12 protein-coding genes are annotated in these 12,517 nt (G+C 37.0%); 8 read left to right on the top strand and 4 right to left on the bottom strand.

All coding sequences use genetic code 11. The features are described 5' to 3' along the window. Positions 1-42: 42 nt before the first annotated feature. A complete protein-coding gene (locus tag BI291_RS10535; RefSeq protein WP_139302600.1) occupies positions 43-639 on the bottom strand; it encodes a PEP-CTERM sorting domain-containing protein in 597 nt (198 codons plus the stop codon). Between the two features lie 184 nt (positions 640-823). Beyond that, entirely contained in the window at positions 824-1,309 is a 486-nt protein-coding gene (gene argR / locus BI291_RS10530; RefSeq protein WP_074498726.1) for a transcriptional regulator ArgR, read from the bottom strand. A 303-nt stretch (positions 1,310-1,612) separates the two neighbouring features. Between argR and mdh the strand changes: the two genes are divergently transcribed. After that, the gene (gene mdh / locus BI291_RS10525; protein ID WP_074498725.1) at positions 1,613-2,548 is read left to right on the top strand and encodes a malate dehydrogenase; all 936 of its coding nucleotides are present in this window, start codon (positions 1,613-1,615) and stop codon (positions 2,546-2,548) included. A gap of 45 nt (positions 2,549-2,593) precedes the next feature. On the opposite strand, the gene BI291_RS10520 is transcribed toward mdh, so the two are convergent. Together BI291_RS10520 and ispB are read right to left on the bottom strand one after the other, a co-directional pair. After that, entirely contained in the window at positions 2,594-3,397 is an 804-nt protein-coding gene (locus tag BI291_RS10520) for a UDP-2,3-diacylglucosamine diphosphatase (protein ID WP_074498724.1), read from the bottom strand. 116 nt (positions 3,398-3,513) lie between these two features. Next, positions 3,514-4,485 (bottom strand): octaprenyl diphosphate synthase, encoded by a 972-nt coding sequence (gene ispB / locus BI291_RS10515; RefSeq protein WP_074498723.1) that lies wholly within the window; start codon positions 4,483-4,485, stop codon positions 3,514-3,516. Between the two features lie 233 nt (positions 4,486-4,718). On the opposite strand from ispB, the gene rplU reads away from it, so the two are divergent. The 7 genes from rplU (at position 4,719) to BI291_RS10480 (ending at position 12,466) form a co-directional block, all read left to right on the top strand. Then, positions 4,719-5,030 (top strand): 50S ribosomal protein L21, encoded by a 312-nt coding sequence (gene rplU / locus BI291_RS10510; protein ID WP_074498722.1) that lies wholly within the window; start codon positions 4,719-4,721, stop codon positions 5,028-5,030. A gap of 17 nt (positions 5,031-5,047) precedes the next feature. Next, positions 5,048-5,305 carry a 50S ribosomal protein L27 gene (gene rpmA, locus BI291_RS10505; protein WP_074498721.1) on the top strand — a complete coding sequence of 86 codons (258 nt, stop codon included), beginning with the start codon at positions 5,048-5,050 and terminating at the stop codon, positions 5,303-5,305. A gap of 123 nt (positions 5,306-5,428) precedes the next feature. Further along, the gene (gene cgtA, locus BI291_RS10500; protein ID WP_074498720.1) at positions 5,429-6,583 is read left to right on the top strand and encodes an Obg family GTPase CgtA; all 1,155 of its coding nucleotides are present in this window, start codon (positions 5,429-5,431) and stop codon (positions 6,581-6,583) included. A gap of 138 nt (positions 6,584-6,721) precedes the next feature. Continuing rightward, positions 6,722-8,209 (top strand): site-specific integrase, encoded by a 1,488-nt coding sequence (locus tag BI291_RS10495; protein WP_233143921.1) that lies wholly within the window; start codon positions 6,722-6,724, stop codon positions 8,207-8,209. A 4-nt stretch (positions 8,210-8,213) separates the two neighbouring features. Then, positions 8,214-10,049: a hypothetical protein gene (locus BI291_RS10490; RefSeq protein WP_233143917.1), complete on the top strand. Its 1,836-nt coding sequence runs from the start codon at positions 8,214-8,216 to the stop codon at positions 10,047-10,049. Further along, complete coding sequence (locus BI291_RS10485) at positions 10,046-12,028, top strand: hypothetical protein (RefSeq protein ID WP_074498717.1); 1,983 nt, start codon at positions 10,046-10,048, stop codon at positions 12,026-12,028. The genes BI291_RS10490 and BI291_RS10485 overlap by 4 nt, the downstream gene beginning before the upstream one ends. After that, the gene (locus BI291_RS10480; RefSeq protein ID WP_074498716.1) at positions 12,029-12,466 is read left to right on the top strand and encodes a hypothetical protein; all 438 of its coding nucleotides are present in this window, start codon (positions 12,029-12,031) and stop codon (positions 12,464-12,466) included. It abuts the gene before it with no gap. Positions 12,467-12,517 lie beyond the last annotated feature (51 nt).

The raw sequence follows: 12,517 nt of genomic DNA, 5'->3' as shown, positions 1-12,517 counted from the left end.
ATCACAATGACAGCCAATGTTTGACTGTCATTGAATGATAAATTAGCTACGTTTAGTTAACCTATAACCAACTAAAGCTAACAGTAATACTGCTATAGAACTTGGCTCAGGAATATCAACAGGTGGTTGAGTTTGATCCATGCTAGTGTTGATAGTTAGAGTCCAAGCTTGATTAGGCCATACAATACCTGAACTTAATTGGAAATCCCATATAGCACCACTCGTCGTTTGACTAATTGGTCCCGTTTCTGGTCCGAAGCTATCGAAAAATGATGCAGAAATGTCTACACCAGAATTTATTTGATTGAAATTATCATCAAATAAATTTGCAACGTTATTAAATAGAGCTGCACTCATTGATTGACCAATGTTAGCATCATCCCAGATACCAGAAAATGATAAAATTATGCTATCAACGGTCATGCCATCTAACTGTGTAAACTTAACACGATCTGTATCACCAGTGGGTGTTTGAGTGATTGAGCCGGTAATTGTGTTTACACCTGCAACAAGTGCTACGTTTGTACTACCAATGGCATCTAAATCACCATCGTTATTTTCACTGTAAATGATAGTAGCATTAGCTGACATTGTGCAAAGAAATGCTGAAATCGAAAGTGCTTTTATTAGTTTTATCACGGAAGTTATATCTCTTAGTGGAAGTACAGTTTCAAAGCAATTATGAGTCCAAAATATAAAAATAATTATATTTCAGTTGTTTATAGTAATAACTATTATAAAAACTGGGTTTGTTGTAAAAAAAACTGACAGTTTTTACGAAACACAACACAAATACTAATACTAATACTAATAGTATTATTGATTAACTAGCTAATGTGGAGCTCTTTGAAAATAACTCTTCCAAACGCACCAACGTTTGTTTAATTTGTTTAACGCTTGTTGGGGCAATAAAAATAGTATCATCACCTGCGATAGTACCCAAAACACCGTCAGCTTTACTTAAGCTATCTAATAAACGCGCGATTAATTGTGCAGCACCGGGGCTAGTACGAATGATGATCATCATTTCATTATGTTCAATATCAATAACTAACTGACGAAGTGGACTTTTTGCAGTAGGGACACCTAGTTCAGCTGGCAAACAATATACCATGTCTTGACGTGCATTGCGGGTGCGAACAGCACCAAATTTACTCAACATTCTAGAGACTTTCGATTGACTAATATTATCAAACCCTTGTGCTTTTAAAGCTTCAACAATGTCGCTTTGCGAGCCAAATTGTTCTTGTTTAAGTAAATCTTTAAAGGCTGAAACCAGGGCTTCTTGTTTTTGTTGTACCGTTGTCATAAAAATATTCTTCTTAATTACCACTAAAGTAAGTTGAGTTAATACTTACGTATTATACCGTTATCCGGATTATACGCTATCCTTGTAGGTCATTACAGATGAGCAAGTAAGTTTACATGTGTTTGATGGCTGACAAATTGTTAATGGCGTTTTATCGAATATTATCGACGACATTTACTTTGTATAAAGTATAAACAGTCTGATAGCACCAGGGCTAATTATTAAACATTGTTTTTTGGGAGCTAATGCTTTATCTTTTGGCAACCAAATTTTACGTAAATACTCAAATTTCGGAGAATTCCAATGAAAGTAGCTGTTCTAGGCGCAGCTGGCGGTATCGGCCAAGCGTTATCTTTATTATTAAAAACTCAATTACCAGCCGGCTCTGACTTAGCATTATACGATGTTGCACCTGTTGTTCCTGGTGTGGCTGTTGATTTAAGTCACATCCCAACAGCTGTAACGGTTAAAGGTTATGGTGCAGATGATTTATCAGCAGCATTAACAGGCGCTGATATTGTTATTATTCCAGCAGGTATGCCTCGTAAGCCAGGTATGGATCGCGCTGATTTATTTAACGTAAATGCTGGCATTATTAAAACATTAGCTGAAGGTATTGTTGCAAATTGCCCTAAAGCGCTAGTAGGTGTAATTACTAACCCTGTTAATGGCACTGTACCTATTGTGGCTGAAGTCTTTAAAAAAGCAGGTACTTATGAAGCTAACCGCGTATTTGGTGTAACAACGCTAGATGTAATTCGTTCAGAAGCTTTTATTGCTGAATTAAAAGGCTTAAATGTTAGCGATGTGAAAGTGCCTGTTATCGGTGGGCACTCTGGTACGACAATTTTACCGCTTCTTTCGCAAGTTGAAGGCGTAACTTTCTCTGATGATGAAGTAGCATCACTAACACCTCGCATTCAAAATGCAGGTACAGAAGTGGTAAATGCTAAAGCGGGTGGTGGCTCTGCAACGTTATCTATGGGCGCAGCAGCTGCACGTTTTACGTTATCGCTTGTGAAAGGTTTAAAAGGCGAAAGTGTTGTAGATTATGCGTATGTATCTGTTGAAAATGGTGATGCAGCTTACTTTGCGCACCCTGTTCGCTTAGGTAAAAATGGCGTTGAAGAAATTTTACCTTACGGTGAGCTAAGTGCCTTTGAACAACAAGCTAAAGAAGATATGCTAGCAACATTGAACAAAGATATTCAAGAAGGTATCGACTTCATCAACGGCTAATATTGCGTTTTTGATCATAAAAGCCTGAGTAATGCTCAGGCTTTTTTATGCCACACGTTTTATTTTCGCAAGATCAATCATTTGCGCGGTTTGTACTGTTTCCGACCAATGAGTGACGGCTAAGGTACCATGATAATCCTCGGCAATAAAAGTGCAGCTTTCAATCCAGTCACCATCATTGCAATATAAAATTCCGTCTTTTTCTTTGATATTGGCATGATGAATATGGCCGCAAATTACCCCATCGAGCTGCTGCTTTTTCGCGAGATCAATGGCGGCATCTTCAAAGGTTTCTATCGCCTTTTTAGCTTTTTTAATACGAACTTTTAGATACTTAGCAAAAGACCAGTAGCCATAACCGAATTTTTTTCGAATAATGTTGGTCCAACGATTTAAAAACAATAAAAAATCATAAGCACTATCACCAATGTATTTATTGATGCGGCTAAAGCGAACAACACTATCGAGCTCATCGCCATGAATGATCAATAATTTTCGTTTATCGACAGTTTCATGAATATACGAACGATGAACTTCTATATTGCCAAAAATATGTCCAGAGAATTCTCTAAAGTTAATGTCATGATTGCCGGGAACATAAATAACGCGGCATTGGTGCTTTGCCATCGTCATTAGCTTACTGATGACCTTATTATGCTGTTCTGGCCAATAGAATCGACGAGAAAGTGACCATACGTCAATGATATCTCCGACTAAAAAGAGTGTTTCACACTCAAGTCGATCTAAAAATTGCAATAAATATTCTGCTTTACAGTCTTTGTAGCCTAAATGAATGTCTGAAATCCAAACCGTACGAGTGACAATTTTTTCTGGCAATTGAGAAGTCATAGTGATCACCTTTTATAAGTGTTAATACAGCATAAAAAGCGAAGGTTTCAGTTAAGCGACAGAAAAATGAAGGAAATTTTACAGTGTGGGTATTACACCACACTGATTGGTATAATTTAGTGGCGTCTATTGGCTGCAATATGTGTTAATGCTATTAATGCTTGTTTATATTGAGATTCAGGCAATACAGATAATGCATTAATGGCTTTATCAGCTTCTAGTTCAGCGATTTTCTGTGTATATCTAAGCGAACCAGTGTCTTCCATTGCCTGTAATATGGCATCAAGGTTATCCATTCCGTTACAATGTTCAATGGCATCTCTAATGAGTTGTCTTTGTTCTGCTGTGCCATTATTCATGGCATAAATAAGGGGTAAGGTGGGCTTTCCTTCGGCGAGATCGTCACCAACATTTTTACCCATTTCTTTAGCATCAGCTGTGTAGTCCATAATGTCATCCACGAGTTGAAATGCAGTACCTAAATATTTACCGTACTCTTGCATCGCTTTTTCTATATGTTTTGGTTGCTCAGAAACAACCGCAGCTAAACGTGTTGCTGCCTCAAAAAGTTTTGCTGTTTTACAATAAATGACCTGCATATAACTTTCTTCGGAAGTATCAGGGTCATTGCAATTCATTAATTGTAATACTTCCCCTTCGGCAACAATATTCGTTGCATCTGACAATACGTCCATAATATGCATATTATTGAGTTTGGTCATCATTTGAAAAGAGCGGGTGTATAAAAAGTCGCCAACTAGAACGCTGGCACTATTACCAAACAAGGCATTGGCTGTTTCTCTACCGCGACGTAATGCTGATTCATCTACTACATCGTCATGTAATAATGTGGCAGTGTGGATAAATTCAATAATGGCGGCAATATCGATATGTTGGCTCGATTGGTTAGCTAATGCTCTTGCGGCTAACACGGTTAACATTGGGCGCATGCGTTTTCCGCCAGCATTAACGATATACACACCAAGTTGATTAATTAACACGACATCTGATTGTAGTTGCTGATAAATTAAATTATTTACCGCGTCCATGTCTTGTTGTGCGAGTGCTTGAATTTGTTGAAGATCCATAAGAAAAAATGACTGGTATGTCTTATAAAAGCGTTACGTTATTTAATGACGCCAAGTTTACACTAAAATAGGCAATAAAGAAGGGGGATATTAGTATCATCACTAATTAGTCAAAAAAGTGTAAAATAGCGTATAAATATACTTGCGATAATTTTTGTCTTGGCGTAGAATTCGCGCCCTATATTTTTAAATTTATGCGTCATACCCTTGATAGGCGCAGTTCGGAGTAGCAAATGTACGCGGTATTCCAAAGCGGTGGTAAGCAGCACCGTGTTTCTGAAGGACAAACAGTTCGCTTAGAAAAGCTAGAACTTGAAGTAGGTGCTTCAGTAGAATTCGATAACGTTTTAATGATCGCTGATGGCGAAAATGTTAATGTAGGTGCACCTTACATTTCAGGCGGCAAGGTAACAGCTGAGGTTGTTTCGCAAGGTCGTGGTGATAAAGTTAAAATTGTTAAATTTAAACGTCGTAAGCATTCACGCAAGCAGCAGGGCCATCGCCAATGGTTCACTGAAGTGAAAATTACTGGTATTAACGGCTAATTTAGGAGCATTCTAACATGGCACATAAGAAGGCAGCAGGTAGTACCAAAAATGGTCGCGATTCAGAAAGTAAACGCTTAGGTGTTAAACGTTTTGGTGGCGAAACTGTTTTAGCAGGTAACATTATTGTTCGTCAACGTGGTACTCGATTCCACGCTGGTGACAACATGGGTATCGGTAAAGATCACACTTTATTTGCTTTATCAGACGGTAAAGTGCAGTTTGAAGTAAAAGGTCCTAAAAACCGCAAATTTGTAAGCATTATCGCTGAATAATCAGGTTTACTTATTTGAAAAAGCCCTGCTGAATTAGCGGGGCTTTTTTTATGCAACGAGTAAAATCATTATTTGGTATTATACTGAGTACATGCAATTAGCATTGGAGTAACGAAAACCCTCATGAAATTTGTCGACGAATCAGAAATCCGTGTAGAAGCAGGTGATGGTGGTAATGGTTGTGTCAGCTTCCGCAGAGAAAAGTATGTAGAATTTGGTGGCCCGAATGGCGGCGATGGCGGCGATGGCGGCGATGTTTATTTGATCGCAGATGAAAATTTGAACACACTCATTGATTACCAATTTGAACGTTTTCACCGTGCGCAACGTGGAGAAAATGGTAAAAGCCGCGATATGACCGGAAAGCGGGGGGAAGACTTAGTATTGAAAGTACCCGTTGGCACGCGTGCTGTTGATGTTGATACCGAGGAACAACTAGGTGATTTAACAAAACATAAACAAAAGCTTATGGTTGCCAAAGGTGGTTGGCATGGGTTAGGTAATTCACGCTTCAAAAGCAGCACTAACCGCGCGCCTCGCCAGAAAACGGATGGTACCGCAGGTGAAATACGTAACTTAAAGCTAGAGTTATTACTGTTAGCGGACGTTGGTTTATTAGGGTTACCGAATGCTGGTAAATCTACGTTAATTCGTAGTGTTTCAGCCGCAAAACCTAAAGTAGCAGACTATCCGTTTACAACACTTGTCCCTAATTTAGGTGTGGTGCGGTTAAATGCCCAACGTAGTTTCGTTATTGCAGATATTCCTGGCTTAATCGAAGGTGCGGCCGATGGAGCAGGTTTAGGTACTCAATTTTTAAAACATTTAGAACGTTGTCGTGTTTTACTGCACGTTGTTGATGTAATGCCCGTTGATGGATCTGATCCACTTGAAAATGCTAACACAATTATTCAAGAGCTTGAAAAGCATTCTGATAAATTGGCTGGCAAGCCGCGCTGGTTAGTATTGAATAAGCTAGATCTGATGCTTGAAGAAGAAGCAAAAGAAGTCACTGAGCGTATTGTTAATGGCTTAGATTGGCAAGATAAAGTGTTTGAAATATCGGCCTTTAATAAGCAGGGTACTGAAGAGTTATGCCAAGCATTAATGAGCTTTATTGAGACTTTACCTGGCGAAATCGAAGAAGAAGCGCCAGAAGATAAAGCCGTTGAGTTTAAATGGGATACTTATCATCAAGAAGCACTTGATGATGTTGAAGACGATCTTGACGATGAAGATTGGGACGAACACCCAAACACCTTTTACCCCAAAGAGTAACTATACACCTTGACGATGTGAGAATATCTACTATGTTGATAATAGCTAATAAGTATTATCAAGGTAGGTATTCTCATAGAAATCTTTTACGAAATAAAAACAACTGAAATTAAACCATATACATATCGCACCCCTTTAGTGATTGTAGATGACAATGGTGAACTCTCAGTTAAATACTCCAAACAAGATCCTGTTCATATTAAAAAGCTTACTTTATTGAATTTAGTAGGTAGAGATGAGTCTGGAACTATAGTCTCTTATGAACCATTAGAGCAGGTGAACCGGTTCTTGTTAGCTCATCATGTCGATGAATCAAAACAAGAATCTGATCAATATAGCAAAGCTTTAGTACACTTCTTTTCATTTCTGCTTAAATCACAAAGCCTATGGGATGCAGAGTATGATGAAGATTTATTTGATGAATTAATTGATTTACCTCGACCTACCTGGAATACCTTTCCCTTACGTAAAAATCAACGAATTACTTATCAATATCGAGCTGCGTTAAAGCATGCTGTTCTTGAAGAACAAAACCCTCAATTGAAAATTGCTAGAACAACAGCGTCAGCGTATATGAATGGTGTCGTTAAATTTTACTCCTATTATCTTAGAAATGGTTACCAATTTAATAATCCGCCCTTTAAGTATGAAGTTGTTACGATAAGTTTTCAAGCAAGTGGTACTAGCATGAAGGCTTATATGTCTAAGCAAGTTCATACAACTGACTTACGTTTAAACTTTGGAAAATCGAAGAAAAACGAAGGAGGTGGGCTCCCCTCGTCAAGACGCGATCTAAAGCCATTAGCAAATGTTGAGTGGACATCAGTAGAGAAGATACTACTAGGCTCAAGAAAGGTTATAAAAAATGTTGGAGGGGAACTAAAGAGGGCTTCATTTCCAATTGAGTATTGTTTATTTTTCCTTGTGGGTAGGTTCACAGGGCTAAGAAAAGAAGAAGTTGCAAGTTTACATAAAGGGCAAGTAGTAAAACCAAATCTTGAAAAGAAAATGATGCGCTTTGGTGTCGGTAGTACTTACGGCTCACTCACCAAGTCAAATGGTCATGATAATAAACCCAGACGCACAATCATTCCAACAAGTACGATGCAAATGCTCTATGAGTATACTCGTAGTGATAGGTATCAAGCGAGACTTGCTAAGTTTAAAGCCTTTTGTAGAGAAAGAAGAGCTTTGGGTGATAATGCACTCTTTGAAGTTGAAGACGGTATTGATGAAGAAAAAGACTACATTTTTATCAGTCAAACAGGTATACCTTTTTTCACTAAATTGACAGAAGCTAATACTCGTTGGAATGAAATTAGAGCCACAGTTGAAAATGATAATGGCATTAATATAAATGGGGTTATACATAATCTACGGCCAACATTTGCAGTCTCATTATTCAGAGTTTTATTGCGTAAAACTGATCCTGATACAGCTCTTGCACTAGTATCTGAATGCCTAGGTCATGAAGATGCGGCAACCACATTATTGTACCTTAAAATTGCACAAGATGAGCCGGCAGGTGATGAGATCTATGAAGATGTTTTAGACTACCTGGGTATATTTGATGGTCTAGGCGATATCGATGATGCCTTAACTCATGATATCTCAAGTGAGGTTTAAAGTATTGAAAGGTAAACGCAAAGAATTAGCCCCAATTCGTGATAATGTTGCACCAAGAGCTACAGTTAACCCAATTCATATAATAGACATGAATATCGCTGTACCTGGACGGGGAAAGATGTACTTTAAGCGATTTAAGTATAAAGGCTGTCCAGTTTTAGACAATCAAACTGCTGACTTTAAAAAAGGTGCTTTACTTGTTGATATGAAGCGCAATGATTTAATTCGTAACCTTTATCAATTAATGAGTAAAGATACTAATCAAACAACTTACTCTCATTTTTGTGGTGTTATAAATTATATACGCTGGTTAGATGGTTTTGGACTTAAGGCTATCAAAGGTGACTGGTTTCATATGGATTTAATAAATGAATATATGAAATGGTTTAGCGAAGAATGTGCGTTAAATCGGAAACAAAAAACTAGTTGGTCAGCAGATAAAAAAGCACTCTCGTGGGTACTTAAACAGTTAAATAGAAGTTTAGACGCTAAAAGCCTTCCATCAGTTAAAGGCGCTACAGTAGGCAATAATTCTTATCAGGCTCATGATCTTGAAACTGAGCTAAAACCTTTAGCTAAATCGTTGTTTAAGGCATATAAGTCTCTATTAAAGCATTTTAAAGAAAGTACATTACCGGAGCGACATCCTTTATACGATGAAGAGTTATTAAATAAGGTTGCCATTGAGAGAGGTCTAAAAGGAAACAAACTTGTAGGACAAAAAGCAGCGTTTAAAAAAGCACTTCAAAAATCAGATGCACGGAATCATATTGTAAGAATCGCAATGATGATTACTTACATGTTTACAGGAATAAATACTAATCCATTAGCAAAGCTTAAAATATCTGATATATATTTTAAAGAGGTGCAAGGTGGCAAGTATATTTTTGATTCATCAAAAGGTAGGGCTAGAAATCAAGAGCAAGATAATTCTCTCGGCTTTAATAAACATGCTAAGGAGTTTATAGAAAGCTGGCTTTCTGTTGCTAAAACTATGGCAGAAGGAGACATTTCAGCTCCAGTATTTCCCTACTTCAAACAAGACGGAAGCGTAACTACATACGATGCAGTGATCAATTCCCCGCAAACTTCTATCAACAAATTGCTTGAAAAACTAGGGCTTCCTACAATAAATCCGTCACGATTTAGAAAGTCCAAGTTGGATACATTATTTCGTGTTACACAGAGTGTCTATTTAGTCGCAATGTCTGGAAATAACAGTATAAATGTCGTGGCGAGAAACTATGTTCATGGAACGAAAACAGAGCATCAGAATAATCTAGGGGCTGCGATGGATGCTAAATATGCCATCGCTAATGGAAAAGAAATAAAAGCAGCAACGGAAGCTGCGAAATATAAATTTGCCGATATCCTTGATAACTATGAGTATGAGCATCTTAGAGCAGGAAAAGATAGAAATAACGAATCACGAACACCACTTGGTGTTCGTTGTAACGATAATAAAAAAGGTTCTGCAAGTATAATAAGAAAATTACTTAAAAAAGAAGGAGTTGATACAACCGTAGAAGAAAGTTTCTGTACAGATTTTCTATCATGTTTTGAATGTGAACATCATGCTCTAGTTGCTGATGTTATGGATATTTGGTTAATGCTTTCATTTAAAGAAACTTTACAGCAGCTTCAACAGTTACCAGCTGTTAACTCTATGCCTGAAAAGCGATATACATGGCTCTTCAATATTATTGAGAGTATTCTCAAGCGCTTTAAGGAAAAATCCAGCAGTAACTTCTTGTTAGCAGAAGAGAAGATAAAAGAAGCTGCACACCCGCTTTATAATAATGTTTACAGTTTAAATGACTTATTTGAGGTCTTCTCATGAAAATAAACGCAAAAGTTAAACTCAGAGATATACCTGAATTTAGTGCAGATACTATAATAACAACTCGTTCTGATGGTTTGCCTCGTAGTCGAATTTATGATGAAACATGGATTTACTCGGGGCAAGAAGCACGTGCAGTGGGGCAACCTTTTAAAGTTTCTTTTAAAAATATTGATTTAGCATATCGAGAAGGAATACAAAGAGCTTTAGGGGTTATTTCTGATAGGTATGAAGTAAAACACCACCAAAAAACCACATGCAGTCAAATACAGCGCTGGAAGAATGGCCTTATTAAAATTGCAACAGCATTAAATAGCTGTAATTGGGCATCTTTGTCAGATGATAATGTATTCTCTTCATTTACAAAACAAGTGGTTAAAGGTCTTAATAAAAAGTCAGAAACTACCATTGATGAAGTCGTTACTGCAATTAAAAAACTTCACGAGTACGGGCTATGTATGAGATTAATAAATCGAAATAGCCTAAGAAAGTTTGTTGAGTTAAGGCCAACTAAGCAGCATATTGCAATTCCTATAGGTATGTATCAACCTATTCTAGCTAGCGCAATTCAACTTGTTGAATTATATCAACCTTTCATTCATGAAATTGATCGAGTTATGAAGGAAGCTAGATTAATAAGGGAAGGTGAAAAAAATAGAAAAGAATTAAGTCAAAAACCTGGTTCAATATCACAAAGAACATTAATTAAAACAAAACAAATTCTTCATGATATTCCTGACTTTAAAATCCTCTTGGATGGTACTGTATTAAATAGAATACTGACCAATTGTAGCATTGTGGCTATAGCATTCTCTGGTATGAGGCTTGGTGAGATGCTGAGCATGTCAATTAATAGCTATAAAACAGTAATATCAGGTAAAGATAATGATATATCAGTTATTAAAGGAGAAACTTCTAAAGGGAATGACGGGGTTCCAAGGGTTGCTACTTGGCAAACTCATCCTGTTGTAAAAGACGCTTTAGAGTTAGCTTATGGCATAACTGAGCATTTAAGAAATGAGTACGTTAGTAAAGTTGAACAAATGGTGATTGCTGGAGAATTATCGAATGATGACTATCAACATGCACTTAGGGAGATTAATAGCGCATTTATTAGTACTTTGCCTGATAAGATCGACACTCGCTTTATTATCTCTGGTATGGAAAGGCGTTTTAACGACTCGTTTGCTGAATCAGGAATTGTCGCCTCTCAAAATGACGTTGAGGAATTTAATCGATTGAACCCTACCCGCGAAGGTGAACTGAAAGTTGGTGGGAAATTACCTAAACTCACACCTCATGATCTTCGTCGTACTTTTGCTGTTTTCTTCAAACGCTATGGTTTTGGTTCTTCTGCAACCATTAAGTTTCAATATAAGCATCAGAATATAAATATGTCTAACTACTACGCCAATAATGCTCAATTACAAGCCATGGAAGACATTTTAATGGATACCGAGTTATTAGAATTGATGGAAGAAGAAGGTATCCGTATGGGGGTGGATATTTTTGATGAAATTTATAATGAATCTGAAAATTTAAGTGGCGCAGGTGGTGAGCGTATTGCACAAGATAAATTTGAAAAGCTTGAAAATGGTCATCTTGTATATATGAATCGAGATGAAATAGAACGTTTAGTTCGAAATGGTACTCTATCGGTTGTTAAGCTCCCTACAGGAGGTTACTGCCTGAATGCATCTTGCAGCAGAGTATGCGGTATAGGTGAATTTCCTGGCGAGATAAAGCCTTGTGACCATCAACTAGTTACAGATAAAGAGGCTAAGAAAGTTTTACGTCAGAATAAACGTTTAATATCAAGCTTTAGAGAACTTAATACAGGTGACACAATGATGAACAGCATTTTAATTGGTATGAAACATAAGATAAAACGTAATGAAATAACAATTAAAAAGCATGATTTAAATTTTGAAGAATTTAATGATGCGATAAAGGGCGTCATAGCCACATCGGAGGTTTAAGTGGGAACAAAAGATATAACTGAAGCTAGGTTAAATAATGCGCTTGTTCGATTGTTAAAAGGAGAGCCTGAGCGTGTTAAAAAGCATGGAAAACTATCATTAAATAGGATTAATAATGAAGCAGGATTAGGACATAGTTATATTCATAAATTTAAAGATTTTGTGGATGATATAGCGATCCCTGCGATTGAAAAATTCAATAAGGAGTATGATCCTAACACAAGTGAAAATGATGATCCGTCAAATGATGTTGAAAAACTCAAAAAAAAATTAAAGAAAGAAATTGCGCTTAAAAAAAAGTATAGAAAGGAAAAAGATGAAGCAGTGATGATCCAAAAAGAATTGGAAATGCTCAATAGTACTTTAATGTTTAGGGTTTATGAACTTCAAGAAAAATTGCGCTCTAATAACATTATTGAGTTATCTCATAATAAATAGGTTAAATTTTAGTAGGTCATATCTTTTATCTAGGTTGTGACCTAAGCATAC

Source organism: Thalassotalea sp. PP2-459, assembly GCF_001913705.1.
GTDB lineage: Bacteria > Pseudomonadota > Gammaproteobacteria > Enterobacterales > Alteromonadaceae > Thalassotalea_C > Thalassotalea_C hakodatensis.
The sequence above is the reverse complement of the archived record's forward strand: the minus strand, read 5'-3'. Positions and strand labels throughout refer to the sequence as shown.

Excerpts from the sequence above, each read along its gene's own strand:
- argR (WP_074498726.1), bottom strand. The coding sequence starts at position 1,309 with ATGACAACGGTACAACAAAAACAAGAAGCCCTGGTTTCAGCCTTTAAA.
- mdh (WP_074498725.1), top strand. The coding sequence starts at position 1,613 with ATGAAAGTAGCTGTTCTAGGCGCAGCTGGCGGTATCGGCCAAGCGTTA.
- BI291_RS10520 (WP_074498724.1), bottom strand. The coding sequence starts at position 3,397 with ATGACTTCTCAATTGCCAGAAAAAATTGTCACTCGTACGGTTTGGATT.
- ispB (WP_074498723.1), bottom strand. The coding sequence starts at position 4,485 with ATGGATCTTCAACAAATTCAAGCACTCGCACAACAAGACATGGACGCG.
- rplU (WP_074498722.1), top strand. The coding sequence starts at position 4,719 with ATGTACGCGGTATTCCAAAGCGGTGGTAAGCAGCACCGTGTTTCTGAA.
- rpmA (WP_074498721.1), top strand. The coding sequence starts at position 5,048 with ATGGCACATAAGAAGGCAGCAGGTAGTACCAAAAATGGTCGCGATTCA.
- cgtA (WP_074498720.1), top strand. The coding sequence starts at position 5,429 with ATGAAATTTGTCGACGAATCAGAAATCCGTGTAGAAGCAGGTGATGGT.
- BI291_RS10485 (WP_074498717.1), top strand. The coding sequence starts at position 10,046 with ATGAAAATAAACGCAAAAGTTAAACTCAGAGATATACCTGAATTTAGT.